Consider the following 19,509-nt stretch of genomic DNA (forward strand, 5'->3'; position numbering starts at 1 on the left):
GGTGTACACGCTTCAGCGTGAGCCTCCCAAATCCGCCCCGACACGCCAAAGCGTCTGACGTTTGGCCATTTGACTGGCGAACCGGCGGGCCCCAAAGCGGCCCATCGGTTGACGCAGGGAAATCAGGCTCGACCGTCCCGCCTCCCGCCACACCACCACCCGAAGACTCGTTCAGCTCCCCCGGCGAAGTTCCCTTGCGAATGCCCGGGTTCCTTCACCCCCCGCTTCCTTTGCGTCTTCGCGTCTTCGCGTGAGCACCAGGCGTCGCGTTGCACCCTTCGATGAAACCGCCTCGCCGCATCCTCACGCCACGACCCAAAGACGCCAGGAATGCGCCGCCGCGCCGTAAGCCAAGGGCATCGCGGGATTGAGTTCCGCGTGCCGCCGTTCAAGCTCTTCCCGGCTGGCAGGCATCGCCCATCGCCCATCGCCCATCGTCATGCGCCCCTTGGATCTACAGGTTGTCGGCAACGAACTGGCCATCCGCTGGGAGGATGGCACGGAGAGCTTCATCCCCCTGGAAACCCTGCGCCGCCACTGCCCGTGTGCGAGCTGCGGCGGGGAACGCGACATCTTCGGCAACGTCTATCGCGGTCCCGAGCGACCCCTGACCCCGGCCGGGATGACCCTCGTCCGCCTGGAACCAGTGGGCGGCTACGCCGTGCAGCCGATCTGGGGCGACGGCCACAACACCGGCCTGTTCAGCTACGAGTACCTCCGTCGCCTGGGCGCCATGGCGTCATCGGGGTCAGATCTCTGAATTTGACAATCTTGCCCCGCAGGGCGCGGTGCGACGGCCAATGTCAAAATCAGGGATCTGACCCCGGGAGGCTTTCGTCCTTCCGCCGCAGCGACCCGCCATGCTAGCGTTGTTAGCACAACGGAGGACGCCATCGCCATGCCACAGCTTCTGGTCAGACAGATTGAGGAGAAGGTCGTTCGAAAGCTCAAGGAGCGGGCCGGAAGGCATGGGGTCTCGATGGAGGAGGAGCACCGCCGAATCCTGCGCGAGGCCCTGCTCGGCTCGTCGGTGAAGGGCCGGTCGTTCAAGGACCACCTGCTCGCCATGCCCAACGTGGGGGATGACGAGGACTTTTCCCGCGGGCCCCAGATCGAGCGGCCCGTTGAGCTATGAGCGGCTTTCTGCTTGATACGAACCTCCTGAGCGAACTGCGCAAGGAGCAGCGTTGCGATGCGGGAGTGCGTCGATGGGTCGAAGGCACCTCCGCCGAAGCGATGTTTGTCAGTGTCGTGGTGCTCGGCGAGATCAGGCGGGGGGTCGAGCGAATCCGCCTGCGCGACCTCAAGCAGGCTCGGGCATTGGAGAAGTGGCTTCATGGCATCCCCACGGTGTTTTCGGACCGCGTGTTGCACGTGGACGAGCGCGTCGCGGACCAGTGGGGACGCCTCGGCTCGCGCCAACCTGTACCGCCCGTCGACGCACTGTTGGCTGCGACGGCCCTGGTTCACGATCTGACGGTCGTCACCCGGGATGCGGATGGTTTTCGCAACACCGGGGCACGGGTGCTGAATCCGTTCACGTCAGGCTCAGATCTCCGAATTTGACCATCGGGACCCGCAGGGCGCGGCGGGACGGCGAAATGTCAAATTCAGAGACTTGACCCCGAGAGGGGAAGATTTGTCCGGTTTGGCGCGCGACCGGCAGTATTCCGGGCGAGATGGATACCGTGGTCGTTGACCAGGAATTGGTGGACTCCTATGTGCGGAACGGTTCGGAAGAGGCGTTTCGGGCATTGGTCACACGGCACGTGAATCTTGTCTATGCGGCTGCCCTGCGGCAGGTCGGGGATTCGAATCTGGCGGAGGAGATCGTCCAGAATGTCTTTGTCGCCCTGGCGCGCAAGGCTCCCCGCCTGGTGGGGCATGCGACATTGGCGGGGTGGTTGCACCGGACCGCAATCCTCGAGGCGAAGGCAGTCATTCGTGCGGAGTTGCGTCGACGTCGGCGGGAGGAGGCGGCGGTTCGGTTGGCATCGGTTGTTCCCCAGGCCGGCGATCCGGCCGATCCGGACCTGGTTCCGTTACTGGACGAGGCATTGTTGCACCTTCGGGAGAACGACCGGTTGGCGGTGGTGTTGCGGTACCTGGAGAAGAGGAGCCTTCGGGAAGTGGGGGCCGTTCTGGGTGTGGACGAAGACGCCGCCCGAAAGCGGGTGTCCCGGGCCCTTGAGCGGCTGAGCACGTATTTTCGGTCGCAGGGATGGGCGGTGCCTGTGGCGAAGAGTGTTGCGGTCCTGGGTCAGGCGTCGGTGCAGGCCGCGCCAGCCGAATTGGCGGTGGCCGCCACCACTGCAGGTCTTTCTGCGGGAAACGTGGCGGGCGGACTGAACCTGTTTCTACTCAATCTGATGAACCTTCCAAAAATCCCGGTGATGGTCGGATGTGGGCTTCTTGTGGTGGTTCCGTGGGTGTGGCAGGAGCGCTCCTTGGCCGCACTCGAAGGGGCGGAGCAGCGGTGGTTGACGGAACAACGCACGTTGGCGAGCCAGTGGAACGCGGTGACAGGGGAAAGCCGGCAGTTGCGTGCCGCCATTGACAGGGAGCGACGCCACCTGCAAGAGGCCGAGTTCAGGGTGTCCGAGATGCATGGGCATCTCGCCTCTCTGGCGCCTGCCGAACCTTACCGCTGGGACGATACCTCCCCGCTGGCCCGGGTGCCCAAGGACCTGGTGCGCCGGATGGGTGTGGATGCGCTGGCGAACCTGCGGGGTGACCTCTCGCACGACATGATGGCAGTCCTTCAGTTCACTCCCGGGGAAGCAACGGCCATTCAGGAGGCGGTGCATCAGTTTCTGGCCGGTTATCACCAGGCTTTGGCGACCTCGACCCGTCCGGTGGATCCGTCGGCGGAGGAAACCGCTTGGGGTGGGGCGACCGGCGTTCGGGTGTTTGAAGTGGACGATGTGGGGGACGCGATACGGGTTCTGCGAGGCCGCCTGATGGACGAATTGAAGTTCGTCCTGGATGAAGAGCGTTATGAACTCCTGCTTCATGGCCTGGAAAATCGGATTCCCGTCGATGACGAGGATCGCGGAGTGAACTCGGGCATGCTGGTCCTTCCAGGGAAGCATCGGGTGCGGGTGGCGCCGGTGGATGGATGGGATCCGGAGCATCCCATCCTTCGGTGGGGGCACTCGGGCTTGCAGTACACCATGTCGGGAATCCGCCATGTCGAGGATGTTCCCGACTCTTTCAGATCTCACCTTCAGGATTGGATCGATGCGGCACGTCTCGGACCGCACGCGCCAGGAACCCCATCGGTGCAGGCGGTGCCCCCAGGGGAATGAGCGGTCGAGCCACGCCTTCCCGACAATACTCCGGTCATGAAGCCCAACCCGTATCTCCTCGGAGCAATTCTGCTGCTGGGGGTGTGGGGACTGATTCGTTGCTGGCGGGTCGCCGAAGCGCGAGAAAGGTGGGAGCAATCCAACCGGCCTCGGGAAGAGCAGCTTGCGGCAACGCGAAGCGGTTTGGCGGAGGAGAAGGAACGGCTCGAGATTCTGCGTCGGGAATACTCGGAGGTTCGTCAGGCTCGGCAGTACGTGACGGCCAGAGCGGCAGGACTCGCGGGAGCGATGCATGAGACTGTCCAGGCGACGACATGGAACCAGGCTCCCGCACAATGGCCGGCCTGGGAACCGGACTCACCCTTCATCTGGTTGTCGAAGGACACCCTGGCCCGCCTGCATCCGAGCGGTTTGAACCCCGACGGATCCCTGCATCCCGATGTGGCGGCCGTGATGACCTTGGCGCCGGAGCGTTTGGAATCGTTGAACCGGACGTTGAAGGGTCTCATGCAGGAATTCCGGGCGGCCAAGGCGGCTCGATCGCATCCCATCGAGGAACATCCGGACAAGCATCTCGATCAGCCCGGGCGCAAATGGACGATTCAGGTGGAGCCCATGGGGGAACTGGGCCAGACACTCCAGCAGCAGTTTCGGGACGCGCTCCAGGCGCATCTCGGGGAGCAAAGGATGGGAATCCTTCTGGAAGCCTCCGAAGGCTGGCTAAGTCAGCATTTCGACGCGACGGCGACGGAGCCCCTGCTCATCTCGGTATTGAGAACCGAGGAGGGCCAGACTTCCGTGGTGTTTCGCCGGGGCACCAGTCACCACAGCGTGTGGGGCGACATCGCGTTGGGAGATTACATTCCCGCCCACATCCTCCCGTTGTTCGATCCGATCCTGAACCCGGACTCCTCCGAGTGATTCTGCAGGCGCAGGCCAAGCCCCTGAATCCGTATCCGCGTCCCCGCGGCTCTGGCAGCGCGCATGTCCAGCTCCGGTGCATCCCGGAGTCGTGGTTGAGGAGGCAGCGAATTGGAGGGACGAACTCCGCGAGTTCTGACCCCAACGCTCCCCACCGTTGCGGCCTCGTGGAACTCGGCGCTCCCCGCCGACGCTTCAAGAAGCCGGCACCTCTCCCCAAGTATCCACTGAAAATGACGCCCTTTTGATGATGCCTTGACATCATTATTAGGTGATGCACGGTGGCATGGTGCGTACCACCCTCACCCTCGATCCGGAAGTCGCCGACCGGTTGAAGCAGGAAGCCGCCTTGGGAAAGCGCTCTTTCAAGGTCATCGTCAATGAAGCGCTGCGAAAGGGGCTGGGCATGGAGGCGCCGCGGCGCGCGCCTCGATTCCGCGTCCAGCCCCACTCCTCCCGCCTGCAACCCGGCGTGGATCCGACCCGCCTGAATCAACTCGTGGATGAACTCGATGTGGAGGCCTTCGTGGCGAAGCAAGGACCCCGGACATGATCATTCCCGACGTCAATCTCCTCATCTACGCGTACAACGATCAGGCTCCGCAACACCTGCCGGCGAAGGAATGGTGGGAGAATCTGCTGAACGGTCAGAGGCCGGTCGGGCTCCCTTGGATCACCATCAGCGGTTTCATCCGGCTCATCACTCATCCCCGAATCCTGGTTACCCCCCTTGATGTTCCGTCCACCGTCCGCCACGTACGCGCGTGGCTGGCCCAACCCCCGGTCCGGGTCGTGTACCCCGGCTCCCGTTTCGAGCGACTATTCATGGACTATCTGATCCAGCTCGGAACGGCCGCCAATCTGACAACCGACGCCCAACTCGCCGCGCTTGCCGTGGAACATCAGGCCGAACTGCACAGCTCCGACCATGATTTCGCGCGATTCGACGGTCTTCGTTGGCTGAACCCATTGAAGGCCGGGGCCTGACTGATCATCGGGGTCAGATCTCTGAATTTGACATTTGCGAGCCTTCAGATCTGCCAGGAAGGCAAAATGTCAAATTCAGAGATCTGACCCCGACGCCTTCACGGCCAGGACCAGACCCAATCCATGGAACGTAAGGGGACGTCGGGGGAGTGCTCCATCGAACCGTTGTCGTCCCGGGCATCGATGGCGAGAGACCATAGCCGGAACCGATCATTGGACTCCCGGGCATACCGCAAGGGCCGGCCGTCGATGGGATCCAAGGGTACGGAAGCGAACCCGGTGGGGACGAGGGCTTCGAGGCGCTCCGGATAGGTCCCTTCGGCAAGGCGATGGCGTTCGAGGACACACGCGGTCATGGCGAGACGGGCCTGGGCCTGGGCGCGGAGGGCCTGGGCCGGCGCCCTGGCCAGACTGCTGATGTAGGGTTCCTTCCCCGGACTGAGGGCCGCCCGATACAGCCGGTAACGGGAAGAGGCGGAAGGCGCCGGGGGAGGCCAGGAAGCGATGAGGGAATGCTGTTGATCCGCGGGGGTCGTCTCCAGTTGACGCAATGCTCCCGAGAAAGCGGCGGCGCTGGCATACAACCAACCCCTTGGAGCCGAGGAGAGGTAGAGGTCACTCAGAGGGGCGTTGGCAGTCCCTTGACGGTCAGGACTGGGCTCGAACCGCCCGACCATCGTGCGTCGTCCCTCCGCAGAATCGAGAATGGTGCGAACGACTTCCAAGAAGCCACAGCGTTCGCCCGCGACAGCGCGTTGCAGGCCGGGATGCAGGTCCACATTTCTGAATCGAACCAATGGGAAGGGCTGGACCGTCGCGCGAAGGCAAATGTCAAATTCAGAGATCTGACCCCGGTGAGTCGCCTACGCATCAATCCAGACCAGTTCCGGCGGGCAGAGGAACCGGACGTTGAGGTGGAAGGTCCCGATGCCGCTGCTGACATAGAGGGGCCCGGCCGGGGTGTCGTACCGGCCCCATTCGTAGCGACCGACCCCGGAAGGCTTGGCCAGCGCGCCGAAGAACGGGAGCCGAACCTGGCCACCATGGGAATGCCCGGCGAGGATGAGGTCGTACCCGACCGGCAGTCGCTCGACCCATTTCGGGTAATGGATGAGCGCGAAGTTCTTCTGGTTGGGTTCGGGCGGCAGCACGACATCGGTCTGGCAGGTGTGGCCGTTGACCCGGACGTGACCCCGCCCGGCCCCGACAGGGACCCTCGCACTGGCATCGAGCAGCCAGTCGCCGCCGGTTCGCCTCAGCGCCTCCCCGATGCGGTCGAAGTCGGAACCGCTCCAGTAGTCGTGGTTGCCGGGAACGCCGAAAATGGGGAGGCCCGCCCTGCCCAGGGCCTCCAGGGCGGCGTCGAGGTGGTCGGCCTTCTCGACAAGATCCCCACCGAACAAGGCGAACTCGGGGCGCATGGCGCGAAGCCGGCTGACCACCCGGTTGAGAAGTCGGGGATCTCCCTTGAAATGGAGATCGGTGAAGTAGGCGAAGCGTACGGTAGGCCGGTCGGAGAGCCGAAGCCGCCGTTCCCGCAATCGGCGCGGCTCGATGCCGAAGGCGTACCCGGCCACCAGCGGAGGCCCCCCGTAGAGCAGGGCCCGCAACCAGGCGCGACGAGTGCCGATCAGGGACATGGCAGGAGGCAGGCTGCGTTCGTACCGGACGTCTGGAGATTGGGCATTCTGGGGTCGGATCTCTCCACGCGTTTTAGTGGGCAACCACGCGGGGTCCTGACCCCGCCACCAACTCCACTTCGCGCAGGGGGCGCAGGGCGATCATGGCCCGGCGGAGGAGGCGGTATCCCGTTTCCCCCAGGCGCCAGCGGGCGGCCAGGTTGGCGGCCCGCCGGTCGTAGCCGTAACGCCGCACCGCGAGGTGTTCCATGCGCCAGCCAAGGGTGGTGACCAGGTTCCCCAACGACTGGGCCGTCCAGTGGAACAGATGCCGGTTGGGATCGTCGGGACGGTACCGGGCGTGGCGGCGTTCCACTTCCCAGGGGACATGGAGAATCAGGCGTCCGCCCGGCTTGAGGATGCGCCCGAGCTGTCTCAGCGCCCCGGCCGGATCGATCAGGTGTTCGAGGGTCTGATGGCAGATCGCCACGTCGGCGATGGCTTCGGGAACAATCTCTGGATCGTCGAGGAACTCGATGCCAAGGGCGGTCACCGTCCCGGCGAGGAAGGTCGAGACATCGGCACCCAGCCGACGCGCGCAGGGAAGACGCGCGAGGTTCCAACCCGCTCCCACGCCCAGTTCGAAGACCGTGTGGTGGGGCTCCACCCAGGGACGGAACTTCTCCGCACGAAGCCGGTACACCCACTCGGTGGCGGTCGGATCCAAGCCCCGCTTGCCTTTGTGGTAGGCGCGGCCGGGTTCACCCTGGTAGGCGTGCGATGCCGCATCGGGCGCGGCTTGATCGCCGGGCGAGGCGGGGGTGGGTGCTTCGGGGCTGGGTGGCGGTTCACTGGCCGGTGGGGCCGCCACCCCGGTACCGGGTTCACGGCGGGTGAGTTCTTCGAGCCAGGGCGGATCGCAACCGGCCCGGCTGCAGGTGACCGCGGCCGCCTCCGCCGCGAATCGCAGCATCGCCTCGAGGTCTGCCGGCACCAGGTCGCGCACGCCGTCCGGACGCCAGCGTTCCCGCGTTCCCAGCCAGGCGAGGAGTCCGGCCTGAAAGGTGTCGCCGGCGCCGACCGTATCGATCACCTGCACGTCGGGCGGCGGAACACTCACGCGGTGCTGTCGTGTCCATGCCGTCGATCCCTCCCCGCCGCGGGTCAGCACGACGAGGCCGGCACCCCGGTCGAGGTATTGCCGGACCACGGGTTCCGGTTCGGTGCCGGGATGCAGCCATTCGAGATCCTCGAGACTGAGCTTCACCATGTCCGCGCGTTCGAGGAGACGCCGGTAGCGCCCGAGGAACGCCTCGCGGTCAGGGATCAGGAAGGGCCGGATGTTGGGATCGAGGGAGACGAGGCGCCCGGCGGCCTGTTGGACCAGGGTTTCGAGGGCGGTACCGAACGATTCGAGGGCGAGCGAGAACGAGCCGACGTGCACCGCGCGGATGGCTTCGGGGAAAGGTTCGGGCAGGTCGGTCGCCTCGAGCGCGCAACCCGCCGTGCCCTCGGTGTAGAAGGCGTACCGGGCGCTCTGAAGGGCGTCGTCCCACGTCACCCAGCCCAGCGTGGACAACGCTTCCGTGCTCGGACAGCCGTCCAGATCGACATGGCTGGCTTCGAGCAGGCGCCGTTGCCGCTGGCCGCAGGCGTCGGTCGAGAACCGGCAGAGGAACCGGACCGGTTGTCGAAGGCGTCCGAGGGCCAGCGCGACATTGAACGGCGATCCGCCCGGGACCGGATGGAGCCTAGGCGTCCGGTCGTCGCCGACGGGGAGGAGATCGATGAGCGCTTCGCCGGCAACGAGGATCATGGCCGGAAAGGGGTGGGGGGGATTACAGGACCCCGCAGGCGCGCAGCAGGGTCTCCTGAACGTCCCGTTCACGATCGAGCGAGACCTCCAGGGGTTCGCCGCTTCGGATGGCCCGGGCCAGGGCCGGAAACTCGTCCACGTAACGCCGGTAGGCGGGCAGCGGCACCGCCTGGGGTCCGGCGTGGTAAGGCCCGACGGCCCGGGCCAGGTCCAGATGCAGCGTGGGCGGTTCGAGGGGTCGGATCACCGCTGTGCCGCGCGTCCCCAGGATCTCGAAAGCCCGATGCGCCCCTGCGTTGGGTTGCAGGGCCGCGCTGGTGAGGATGGCCGTTGCCTTCGGGTACGTGAAGATCGCGACGTTGTTGTCGGCCAGGGTGTCGCCGTCGCCGCCATGCGTGTTGAGAAACGAGGCCACCCGATCCGGCCGCCCGAGCAGTCGCACGATGGCATCCACGAGATGGCTGCCGAGTTCGAACAGGACCCCGCCCCGGAAGGCGGCCCACTCGACGCGGCGGCGCGCATCGAGACTGTTGTTGAGCGCGGCCCGGACGAGGAAGACATCGCCCAGCCAGCCTTCGCGGGCCGCCTCGAACGCGGTGCGCAAGGCCGGATTGTAGCGCCACATGTATCCGACCTGGAGCAGCCGGTCCTTCTCCCGGGCCAATCGGACCAGGGCATCGAAATCCTCCATCGTCTCGGCGGGCGGCTTCTCGAGATGGACATGACAGCCCGCTTCGAGAGCCAGGCGGGCGTGTTCGGCATGGGCCTGCACTTCGGACTCGACGGCGATGACCTCGCAGCGGCGCAGCAGTTCGTCGCGCTCCAGCACGGGAACATCCTGCTCGCTGTAGGTGCGGGCCAGGGCCTCCGTTTCGGCCCAGACGCCGACCAGCTCGAAGTCCGGGGAAGTCCGCATCAGCCGGATCTTCTCGGCGGCGTGGGAGTAGGCCACACCCAGGAACCCGATCCGCAGACGCGCCGCATCCGGTGTCTCGGCCCGGCCGGCTGCGGAGGTGCCCCACAGCGCGGTGCCCGCGGTGGCGGCGACCGTGGCACCCAGGAAAGCCCGGCGATCCAGGGAACTGCGATGGGAAGGCGTCGCCGGATTCATCGGGCAGACCTCAGGTCAGGTGCGACCCCTGGGTTTCGACATACACCGCGTAGATCGACTGGCTGGCGGTCATGAAGAGGCGGTTTCGCTTGGCCCCGCCGAAACAGAGGTTCGAACAGATCTCCGGCAGCAGGATCATCCCGATCCGTGCGCCGTCCGGAGCGAAGATGTGGACCCCGTCGTACCCGTCGCCCACCCAGCCCGCTGCGGACCAGACATTGCCGTCCACGTCGGTTCGGATGCCGTCGGACCCGCCGTTGCCACCGAGGGTGCGGGGCCCGGAGCGGCCCTGGACGGTGCGCTTCTCCATGGCCATGGCGACGAACTGGCGGCGGCGCGCGAGGGAGCGGCCATCGACGACATCCCAGACCGCGATGTCGCGCGGGCGGCCGGTGTCGGCCACGTACAGCTTGCGATAATCCGGGGAGAAACAGAGGCCGTTGGGCTTGTCGAGTTCGTCGGTGACGAGGTCCATGCGGCCCGACTGGGGATCGATGCGATAGACGGCCTCCTTGATTTCGAGGGGCGCCTTGTTGCCCTCGTAATTCATCATGCTGCCGTAGCCCGGATCGGTGAACCAGATGCCGCCGTCCGGATGCACCACCACGTCGTTCGGGGCGTTCAGCCGCTTGCCGTCCCAACGGTCGGCCAGAACGGTGACGCCCCCGTCGCGCTCGTAGCGGACCACGCGACGGTTCCCATGCTCGCAGGCGATCTGGCGGCCCTCGAAGTCGAAGGTGTTGCCATTGCTGTTGCCCGCGGGGCGTCGGAAGACCGTCACCCGCCCGTCGTCCTCGATCCACCGGTGCTGGCAGTCGTTGGGGATGTCGCTCCACAGGAGGTACCGGCCCACGGCATTCCACGCGGGGCCCTCGGCCCAGAGCATGTTGGGGTCGTGGTACAACCGCTGGATCGGCGTGTTGCCCAGACGGTATTTCCCGAAGCGCGGATCGAGCACGATCAGGTCCGGGTCCGGGTAGCGCACCGGCTGACCTGTCCCGTAGTCCCGGGCGGCCAGCACCGCGGGAGACAGCGCCGCGGCGGCGGCGGCGGTCGCCGCCGTGCCGAGGAAGGAACGGCGGTCGAGTCCGGTTGCAGGCGTGGAGGAGTTCGAATCGGTCATGGCGGGGTCGTTGGGCTTGGAGGGCGGCGTGTCAGGCGATCTCCCAGCCGGAACGGCAGGGTTCGCGCAGGAAGGCGTCGGCTTCGGGGACATTGCGGACCTTCATGTTCGCGGCATCCCAGTCGAGGCGCTTGCCGGTCCGCAGCGAGACGATGCCGAGCAACAGCAGCTCGGTCAGACGCGCTCCGTATTCGAAGTGGCTGCTGGCCGCCGGGCCGCCCTTGCAGGCGTCGATCCAGTCGCGGTGATGGCCCTTCGAACGGGGAATGGTCTTCGGCGGCGGCTGGTAGCTGTCGTCGAGCGATTCGGGCAGCAACCTGGGTCTCCCGCCCAGTCCCGGGCACAGCATCGTCCCGCGTTCCCCGACGAACAGGCTGCCCCGGCTCGGCAGATCCTCGTCCGGCAGCAGGCCATCCGGGTTCCGCGGGCGCAATCCGCCATCGTACCAGGTCACCTCCACGGGTGGCCGGTCGCCCCGCGCCCCGAACCGCCAGTAGCAGATCTCCCCGTGCGGAGAGATGTCGTGGTCCATCTGGCTGGCCGGCCGGGCATGGATCGACAGGGGATCCGCGAGGTCGAGGGCCCAGCAGGCGGCATCGAGGTCGTGACAGACGAAGTCGCCGATGGCGCCGCCACCGAAGTCCCAGAAATCGCGCCATTGAACAGGGAAATACGCGGGGTGGTAGGGCCTTGGCTGGCGCGGGCCGAGCCAGAGGTCCCAGTTGAGTCCGGCGGGGACCGGCGGGGTTCCGGGGGGACGGCCGGTGAGGGATTTGTTCCAGCGCGTCGCACCGACCCAGGCATGGACTTCGCGGACCTTCCCGATGGCGCCGGCCGCGAGCCATTCGCAGGTCAGGCGCATGCCTTCGAGGGAATGCCCGATGTTCCCCATCTGGGTGGCCACGCCGGTTTCGCGTGCCACCCGGGCCACGGTGCGGGCCTCCCACACGTTGTGGGTCAGCGGCTTCTCGCAGTACACATGCTTGCCGGCGCGCATCGACATCACGGAGATGAGGGCGTGCAGGTGGTCGGGGGTGGCGCACAGGACCGTGTCGATCGACTTCTCCCGTTCGAGCATCACCCGGAAATCCTCGTAGGTCGCGCAGCGGAAGTTCGGGGTCCGCGCCGAGTAATGCTTCTCGACCAGCGCCCGGGTAGGGCCGCGCCCGCCCTGTCCCCGGTAATAGAACTCCTCGAGGCTGAAGGATTCCGCGGGGTCGGCCACGGCGATCACCTGCACGTCCGCCATGGGGAAGAGGGATTGCAGGTTGATCCGGCCCTGACCGCCCGCCCCGACCAGGGCGACGTTCACCTTTTCGCTCGGCGGTACGAACCGCGCCCCGCCCAGGACGTGGCGCGGTACAATGGTGAATCCCGCCAGTGCGGACGCCGACCGGGTCAGGAACGTCCGGCGGTTGGAAGACAGCCCGGAGCCGGGTGTCGTCCCGGCGGACGGAGCGGACCCGACGGTCTCGGACGGGGCGTCGGGGGACGCGGCATCGCGGTTCGGAGGAGGGTGCATGGTCACGCGTTGCAGGGTGGGCGTTCAGGAGATTTCCCAGCCGCGCCGGTATTCGCCCTTGATGTGGCGATCGGCCTCGGAGGTGTTGGTGGCGCGCATCGCCTCGGCGTCCCACCACAGCTTGCGGCCGGTCCGCAGCGCCACGTTCCCCAGGAAGATCAGTTCCGTGAGGCGCGCCCCGTACTCGAAATTCGCGCTGGCCGCCGGACCGCCCTTGCAGGCGTTGATCCAGTCGCGGTGATGCCCCTTCGAACGCGGGATCGTGGCCGCCGGGCGCTGATACTCCTCGTGCAACGTCATCGGGAACAGCCGTGGTGCCCCGCCCCACCCGGCGCAGGACATCACACCCTTGTCACCGATGAACAGCGTCCCGTTACCCCCGCCCTCGAGGATCTCGTCCGGGCTCAACGCCTCCGGCACCGGCGGTCGCAATCCGCCGTCGTACCAGGTCATCCGCAACGGCACGCGCGAGCCTTTCGCGGGGAAATGGTAGTGATAGATCGCGCAGAACGGCACGCGCTCGGCATCGACGCGTTCCGGGGCGTAGGCCTCGACGCTGGTGGGCGCATCCAAATCGAAGGCCCACACCGCGTTGTCGATGTTGTGGCAGCCCATATCCCCAAACGCGCCGCCCCCGAAAGCCCACCAGCCGCGCCAGTTGTACGGGGCGTAATCCGGATGATACGGGCGTTCCGGACGCGGCCCGAGCCACAGGTCCCAGTTGAACCCCGCCGGCACGTCCGGCCGGTCGCTCGGGCGTCCGCGCCCGGTGACCCAGCGCCCGGCATCGGACCAGGCATGCACCTCGCGCACGGTCCCGATGGCGCCGGCCCGCAGCCACTCGACCGTCTGCCGGATGCCGTCGCTCGAATGTCCCTGGTTGCCCATCTGCGTGGCCACCCCGGTCTCCCGCGCCACCGCGGCCATCCGCCGGCATTCCCAGATGTTATGGGCGAGCGGCTTCTCACAATAGACATGCTTGCCCAGCCGCATTGCATCGATGGCTGCCACGGCATGGGCATGGTCCGGCGTCGCCACCACCACCGCGTCAATCGCCTTCTCCTTTTCCAGCATCACCCGGTAATCCTCGTACTCCGCGCAACGGAACGCGGGCCGGTCCGGCTGATACCGTTTCTCGACCTCGGCCTTCACGGGACGCCGCCCTGCCATGCCACGGTAATAGAAGCGGTCGTAGTCCGCGGATTCCATCGGGTCGGCCACGGCGATCACCCGCACGTCGTCCGACCGCATCAGCTCCCGCAGGTTCGTTCGGCCCTGTCCTCCGCAGCCGATGATGGCCACGTTCAAGGTCTCGCTGGGGGCGGCGACATTGGCCCCGCCCAGGACGTGGCGGGGAACGATGGAGGCGGCGGTGACCGCCACACCGGCCCGGGTCAGGAACTGGCGGCGGGTTGAACCCGAAGGAGGAATGCGCTTGTTCATGGGAACGCGTGTTGGATTGGGAATTCGGGGTTGAGCGTGGGAGCGTGAGCCAGTCCTTCCTCCGGCTCAAGGGTCAAGGCGGGGGCGCCGTGGGTCTCAGCCTTCAGCCCTGGCAAACGCTTCGGCCAAGGCCAGGGCCTGGCGCATGGCCTTCGACTTGTTCACCGTCTCCGCGAACTCCCCTTCCGGAGTGGAATCGTGCACCCAGCCCCCACCCGCCTGGACGTAGGCCGTGCCATCTTTCAACAGCGCCGTCCGGATCGTGATGCACGAATCGAGGTTCCCGTTGAAGCCGAAGTACCCCACGCACCCCCCGTAGGGTCCGCGCGTGCTCTGTTCCAGCTCCGAAATGATCTGCATGGCCCGGATCTTCGGGGCGCCACTCAAGGTTCCCGCCGGGAACGTGGCCCGCATCAGATCGTACGGAGACCGGCCTGCGCTCAGTCGCCCCACCACCTCGGAGACGATGTGCATCACGTGGCTGTACCGCTCGATCACCATGAGGTCCCGGACCTCCACTGTCCCGAAATCGCAGACCCGTCCGACGTCGTTCCGGGCCAGATCGATGAGCATCACGTGCTCGGCCCGTTCCTTGGGGTCCGCGAGCAGTTCCGCTTCGAGCGCCCGATCCTCTTCGGGTGTCCGGCCGCGCCGCCGGGTGCCGGCAATCGGGCGGATCTCAACCTGGCCGTGCTCGCACCGCACATGAATTTCCGGAGAAGCGCCCACCAGTGCGAACCCCTCCAGTTCGAGAAGGAACAGGTACGGCGACGGATTGATCGAGCGCACCGCCCGGTACACATCCAGCGGCGTGGCCGTCACCGGCCCGCTGAACCGCTGCGAACCCACCACCTGGAAGATGTCCCCGGTCCGGATGTACTCCTTGGCCCGAACGACGTTGGCATGGAACCGCTCCGGGTCCTGGTTCGAGACGAAGGGCATCTCCGGGGCGTCTTCCTCGAAGGAAACCGGCCTGCCCTGGATCGGCTGCTCGAGCAGGGACACCAGTCGCTCGATTTCGGCCACCGCATCGTCGTACGCCTCCTCCACCCCGGCCCCGTCGAGACTTGCATTCACAATCACCGTCAACGTCTGGGCCACGCGGTCGAACACCAGCACCTCATCGGCGATCAGGAAATAGAGGGTTGGCGTCCCCAGTTCGTCCCGTTCCGGCCGCGGCACCACCGGCTCGATATCGTGAACGAACTCGTACCCCAGGAACCCGATCGCCCCGCCCGTGAACCGTGGCAGATCCGGCACTTCCACCGCCCGGTACCGCCCCATCACCCGCTCCACCACCGCCAGTCCATCCGGGACCGTTTCCCCCTCCGCCGGAGCCCCGGGGACCACCTTGAACGTCTCCCGCGGACGGCCCTGCTCGAGGACGTCCACCCGGTCGCCCCGCTGCCGGACCACCGCCTTCGGACTGCACCCGACGAAGGAATAGCGGCCGAGGTGTTCGCCTCCCTCCACCGACTCGAACAGGAAGGACTCGCCCTGCCCCCGGATCTTTGCGTAGGCGGACAGCGGGGTCTCGAAATCGGCCAGGAGACGCCTCCGGACAGGGATCAGGTTCCCTTGGGAGGCCAGGGCACGAAACGCCTCACGCGACGGTTGATACATGGCGCGCGGACTGTATGGGCAAGGCCCCTCCGCGGGAAATCGCGAAACCGCGATCCCCATGTGGGTCGGCTCAAATAGTCAGGCATTTCAAATAGTCAGGCATTTAATTTGTTGTCGTTGTCAATTAGTCAGGCGCTTTATTTGTTGACGTTGTTGATCAATTCGTCAGGCACATAGTTTGTTGTCCTAGTTCATACGAGCCCATTTCTCCCCAATTCCCATTCCCTCGGGCCGCCGTGGACGATCCCTCCGCTCCGCCTTTGCCTTCGTTGTATTGGCATCCGTCAATTAGTCAGGCGCTTTATTTGTTGACGTTGTTGATCAATTCGTCAGGCACATAGTTTGTTGTCCTAGTTCATACGAGCCCATTTCTCCCCAATTCCCATTCCCATTCCCTCGGGCCGCCGTGGACGATCCCTCCGCTCCGCCTTTGCCTTCGTTGTATTGGCATCCGTAAACTGATAAATGCATGGCTATATATTTGTGAAAGTAAACTTTACTGCCACTGCCTCAATACGGGCCGTGTCAAACTTTATTCGCCTGGCCTTTTCCGCGACAACCCTTTGGGCGACGGCTCTTTCGGCTTGGGCCTGCGTTGGCTCGACCGTTACAGCCCGCTGCGGGGATGCGCCGGCCTCACCGTCACGCGGCTGCGGGACCAAAACCCCTCGTCGCAGGGCTCCTTGCAGTTTTCAGCCAGCCTCTTAGGCAGGGACGTTGAGTCAACAAATTACCTGTTCGATTGTCTGCCAAATCCACCGATCGATCGACCCCCCACGCCATGAGCCCCCTTCCATGGTCTCGCCGAATCCGCCTGCGCTCGGTCCCATACCGCCGTCAACTGCATTTCGAGATCCTCAGGCCGATGGACGCCATAACACTTTGAACATCAATATGATAAAAACAGATCCTGCACCTGGCTCCCACGGCCGACCAGACCCCACTTCCGGGAGGTTCTGGGTAAAGGATCGTCTCCCTTGACGCCTTGCAATGAAAGTGGGTAGAAAGCCGCACGTAAGGGCCGGGTGTTATGCAATTTTGTTAGGCTCAATTGCGCCACGGCGATTCTGCAGCCCGATCCTAACCCGCACGTAATCAGTCCATAAGAAACATCTCATGACGTATTCCACCAAACTGGCCACCGCCGCGTTGGCACTGGCGCTGGCCACTGGCGCTCACGCCACCCAGATCGTCTACAACAATCTGGTCAACCCGCTTGGCAATTACATCGGCGGATTCCCGTACGAGGAAGTGGCCGACGATATCCAGCTCAGCGGCTCGGCCCGGATTTTCGAATCCATCACCGTCGGGTACGCTGGGTTCAACTTCGACGGGGACGAAACCCTGACAGTGAGCCTGTACCGGATGGACGGAGCCCCGACCCCGGGCAGCTTCGGCTTCAACACGCCGGGAAGCCTCCTCTTTTCGAGCACCGTGCCGATCGGCGCGACCGATGGGACCACCCTGACCATCCCGGGCAACGGCATCATCCTGCCGGATTATCTGGGCGTGGGCTTCAGCTTCGGCGGTGTGGACTTCGATCCGACCGGAGCCGGTTCCGACGGCGGCCCCCTGCTGTTCGATCCGATTGGCGAAGGCTCCAGCTTCGAGGACTACTGGCTGCGCGGGTACCCGAACCCGGGCGATCCCTGGGCGCTCTTCACTTTCGGAGGCGAACCGCCGGTCAACCTCGGCATTCAGATTTCCGCTCGTTCCAGCGGGGTGCCGGATGCCGGCTCGACCCTCGGTTTGACCGGCCTTGCCGCGCTCGGCCTGCTCGCTGTTGCACGCCGCGGGCGTCGGACTGCCTGACCCTCAAGCCCCTTTCGCAACCCATGGCCCGCGGGACTGCCGCGGGCCCTTTTCTTTTTTTGAGGCACCGCTGGGTTGAGCGCCGAAAGCACTGGAGCCTACGCTCCGGCATGCGCTGGAAGGCAACCGACATCGTGAAGAGCTTGGCCGGCCGGCTTTCGGCAGCCATCCCCGGCCTGGGCCGCATCCTTGGCATTCTATCCTGCCTCGTCTCCGTGTCGGCCGCCGCCGACCGGGCTGTCGAGGGCAGACTGGACGCCTTCCTCGGCAGCCCGCGCTTCGAAATCGAGCAGATCTTCACCCGGGATCGCTTCCCGAACGTCGTGGTGGCCCGTGACGGTTCCGTGCTGGCGTTCTGGAACGGAGTGGTCGTTCGCCGCAGCGAGGACGGCGGTCAGACCTGGGGCGACGAGATTCCCGTCGGCAAGGGCTTCATGGGCGGCGGCGTCATCGTGGATGAATCGAGCGGCGACATCCTGGCCTTTGTGGAAGCCGGGCATCCCCCCAGTCCCCTCACCGTCCATCGTTCCCGCGATCACGGCCGGACCTGGCAACCCCAGGAGACCGTCGTCCGGGGCAATCAGGCCGGGAACGTCCCGGCCATGCACATGAACGAGCGCGGCATCACCCTGCGCCATGGCCCGCATCGGGGGCGGCTCATCCGGCCCAGTCGCTGGTACGCCGATGCCAACTACCCACAGGAGCACTGGCCCAGACACTACACGGACGCGATCTACAGCGATGACGGCGGGAAAACGTGGCAGGCCAGCGAGCCCTTCCCGGTGATGGGCACGGGCGAGGCCGCGATCGTCGAACTCTCCGACGGCCGCCTCTACTACAACTCGCGACGTCACTGGGCGCCCACTCGGGCAGAGGCGCTGCATCGCTGGGTGGCGTGGAGTTCCGACGGGGGGGCCACCTGGACCGACCCGGCGCAGTCGTCGATCCTCCCCGACGGCAATCTCGACAGCACCTACGGCCTGATGGGCGGTCTGGTGCGTCTGCCGGTCCAGGGCCGCGACATCCTTGTTTTCAGCAACATCGACAGCGCCGAAGGCCGCCGCAACGGCATGGTCTGGGCCAGCTTCGACGGTGGCCGGACCTGGCCGGTCCGCCGCGGAGTCCATCCAGGCTCCTTCGCCTATTCCTCGATCGATGCCGGCCGCCCAGGCACCTCCTCCGAGGGCTGGATCTATTTGTTCTTCGAGGGTGGCCCACGAAGCGGCGGCACCATGGCCCGGTTCAACCTGGCGTGGCTCCTTGGCGGCGAACCCACCGGCAACGGCGCGGTGCCCGGCTGGCTGGCCGAAGCGGCCGTCACCCGATCGAGCGCCGCGTCCGGCACCGTCACCGTCACCGACCGCGTCCGCCTGATGACCTACAACCTCTGGATTGGCGGTGAGTCCGGAGGCCAGCCGTTGACCCAGTCCGCCCTGGTGATTCAGGCCGCCCAGGCGGACATCGTTGGCCTTCAGGAAGGACACGGCCAACGCCGTCCCGACGGCACCCATCCCGACAACGCTGCGGAAATCGCCAAACTGCTCGGCTGGAATCACGCCCCTCAGGTCGGCGGCCGGTCCGTCCTCAGTCGATTTCCCATCGCCGGGGTCACCGCGGGACGCCAGGGGGCGATTGTCGTGCTCCCCTCGGGACGCCACCTCCATGTGTTCAACGTCCATCTCGCCGCCAGTCCCTATCAACCCTACCAGCTTCTGCGCATCCCCTACGGCAACGCGCCGTTCCTCGAGACGGCCGACGCCCTTGTGGAGGCGGCCGAGGCGGCCAGGGGGGCCGGCGTGACGGCGCTCCTCGATGAACTCGTTCCACGGGTCCAGGCCGGCGACGCCGTGGTCCTCACCGGGGACTTCAACGAACCTTCGCACCAGGACTGGACTCCGGTCGCGGTCGCGGCCGGTCTGGCGCCAATGGCCGTGCCGTATCCCACCACCCGGCGGATCGTCGCTGCGGGGATGACCGATGCCTACCGGGCGGTGCACCCGGATCCTGTGACGCATCCGGCCTGGACCTGGACTCCGATCACCCGAGAGGACGATCCTGAAGACCGACACGACCGCATCGACATGATCTTCACCGGGCCGGGCATCGCGGCAACCTCCGCCACCGTGGTCGGGGAACGACCCGAACGCGCCGACATCGTGGTGCGCCCCTACCCTTCCGATCACCGGGCGGTGGTGGCGGTGATTGAACTCCGCGGCCCCTGAGC

General features: G+C 66.0%; 17 protein-coding genes. 9 read left to right on the forward strand and 8 right to left on the reverse strand.

Translation table 11 applies throughout. The annotated features are described in order from the left end of the window. The first annotated feature begins 439 nt into the window (after positions 1–439). The 7 genes from KF833_01470 to KF833_01500 all read left to right on the forward strand — a co-directional run bounded on the left by KF833_01470 (position 440) and on the right by KF833_01500 (position 5,216). A complete protein-coding gene (locus KF833_01470; GenBank protein MBX3743955.1) occupies positions 440–760 on the forward strand; it encodes a DUF971 domain-containing protein in 321 nt (106 codons plus the stop codon). 138 nt (positions 761–898) lie between these two features. Next, positions 899–1,135, forward strand: a complete 237-nt coding sequence (locus tag KF833_01475; protein MBX3743956.1) for a DNA-binding protein — start codon at positions 899–901, stop codon at positions 1,133–1,135. Next, the gene (locus KF833_01480; protein ID MBX3743957.1) at positions 1,132–1,566 is read left to right on the forward strand and encodes a type II toxin-antitoxin system VapC family toxin; all 435 of its coding nucleotides are present in this window, start codon (positions 1,132–1,134) and stop codon (positions 1,564–1,566) included. Before KF833_01475 ends, KF833_01480 begins: the two co-directional genes overlap by 4 nt. A gap of 113 nt (positions 1,567–1,679) precedes the next feature. Next, the gene (locus tag KF833_01485; protein ID MBX3743958.1) at positions 1,680–3,308 is read left to right on the forward strand and encodes a sigma-70 family RNA polymerase sigma factor; all 1,629 of its coding nucleotides are present in this window, start codon (positions 1,680–1,682) and stop codon (positions 3,306–3,308) included. 36 nt (positions 3,309–3,344) lie between these two features. Further along, positions 3,345–4,229 (forward strand): hypothetical protein, encoded by an 885-nt coding sequence (locus tag KF833_01490; GenBank protein ID MBX3743959.1) that lies wholly within the window; start codon positions 3,345–3,347, stop codon positions 4,227–4,229. 286 nt (positions 4,230–4,515) lie between these two features. Continuing rightward, positions 4,516–4,782 (forward strand): hypothetical protein, encoded by a 267-nt coding sequence (locus KF833_01495; protein ID MBX3743960.1) that lies wholly within the window; start codon positions 4,516–4,518, stop codon positions 4,780–4,782. Beyond that, positions 4,779–5,216 (forward strand): type II toxin-antitoxin system VapC family toxin, encoded by a 438-nt coding sequence (locus KF833_01500; GenBank protein MBX3743961.1) that lies wholly within the window; start codon positions 4,779–4,781, stop codon positions 5,214–5,216. The genes KF833_01495 and KF833_01500 overlap by 4 nt, the downstream gene beginning before the upstream one ends. A 98-nt stretch (positions 5,217–5,314) precedes the next feature. On the opposite strand, the gene KF833_01505 is transcribed toward KF833_01500, so the two are convergent. From KF833_01505 to trpE, 8 genes are all read right to left on the reverse strand, one after another. Beyond that, a complete protein-coding gene (locus KF833_01505; protein MBX3743962.1) occupies positions 5,315–5,893 on the reverse strand; it encodes a hypothetical protein in 579 nt (192 codons plus the stop codon). A gap of 186 nt (positions 5,894–6,079) precedes the next feature. Continuing rightward, complete coding sequence (locus KF833_01510; GenBank protein ID MBX3743963.1) at positions 6,080–6,856, reverse strand: metallophosphoesterase; 777 nt, start codon at positions 6,854–6,856, stop codon at positions 6,080–6,082. A gap of 73 nt (positions 6,857–6,929) precedes the next feature. Beyond that, complete coding sequence (locus tag KF833_01515) at positions 6,930–8,651, reverse strand: methyltransferase domain-containing protein (GenBank protein MBX3743964.1); 1,722 nt, start codon at positions 8,649–8,651, stop codon at positions 6,930–6,932. 22 nt (positions 8,652–8,673) lie between these two features. Next, positions 8,674–9,762 (reverse strand): Gfo/Idh/MocA family oxidoreductase, encoded by a 1,089-nt coding sequence (locus KF833_01520; protein ID MBX3743965.1) that lies wholly within the window; start codon positions 9,760–9,762, stop codon positions 8,674–8,676. Positions 9,763–9,772: 10 nt separating this feature from the next. Further along, complete coding sequence (locus KF833_01525; GenBank protein ID MBX3743966.1) at positions 9,773–10,885, reverse strand: SMP-30/gluconolactonase/LRE family protein; 1,113 nt, start codon at positions 10,883–10,885, stop codon at positions 9,773–9,775. A gap of 31 nt (positions 10,886–10,916) precedes the next feature. Then, complete coding sequence (locus KF833_01530; GenBank protein MBX3743967.1) at positions 10,917–12,311, reverse strand: Gfo/Idh/MocA family oxidoreductase; 1,395 nt, start codon at positions 12,309–12,311, stop codon at positions 10,917–10,919. Positions 12,312–12,431: 120 nt separating this feature from the next. Further along, complete coding sequence (locus KF833_01535) at positions 12,432–13,850, reverse strand: Gfo/Idh/MocA family oxidoreductase (GenBank protein MBX3743968.1); 1,419 nt, start codon at positions 13,848–13,850, stop codon at positions 12,432–12,434. A 96-nt stretch (positions 13,851–13,946) separates the two neighbouring features. Next, the gene (trpE, locus tag KF833_01540; GenBank protein MBX3743969.1) at positions 13,947–15,473 is read right to left on the reverse strand and encodes an anthranilate synthase component I; all 1,527 of its coding nucleotides are present in this window, start codon (positions 15,471–15,473) and stop codon (positions 13,947–13,949) included. Between the two features lie 1,116 nt (positions 15,474–16,589). On the opposite strand from trpE, the gene KF833_01545 reads away from it, so the two are divergent. Both KF833_01545 and KF833_01550 read left to right on the forward strand, forming a co-directional pair. Beyond that, positions 16,590–17,285 (forward strand): hypothetical protein, encoded by a 696-nt coding sequence (locus KF833_01545; protein ID MBX3743970.1) that lies wholly within the window; start codon positions 16,590–16,592, stop codon positions 17,283–17,285. A gap of 110 nt (positions 17,286–17,395) precedes the next feature. Further along, positions 17,396–19,507, forward strand: a complete 2,112-nt coding sequence (locus tag KF833_01550) for an exo-alpha-sialidase (protein ID MBX3743971.1) — start codon at positions 17,396–17,398, stop codon at positions 19,505–19,507. Positions 19,508–19,509: the final 2 nt, after the last annotated feature.

It is taken from the genome of Verrucomicrobiia bacterium (assembly GCA_019634625.1).
Taxonomy (GTDB): Bacteria; Verrucomicrobiota; Verrucomicrobiia; order Limisphaerales; family CAIMTB01; genus CAIMTB01.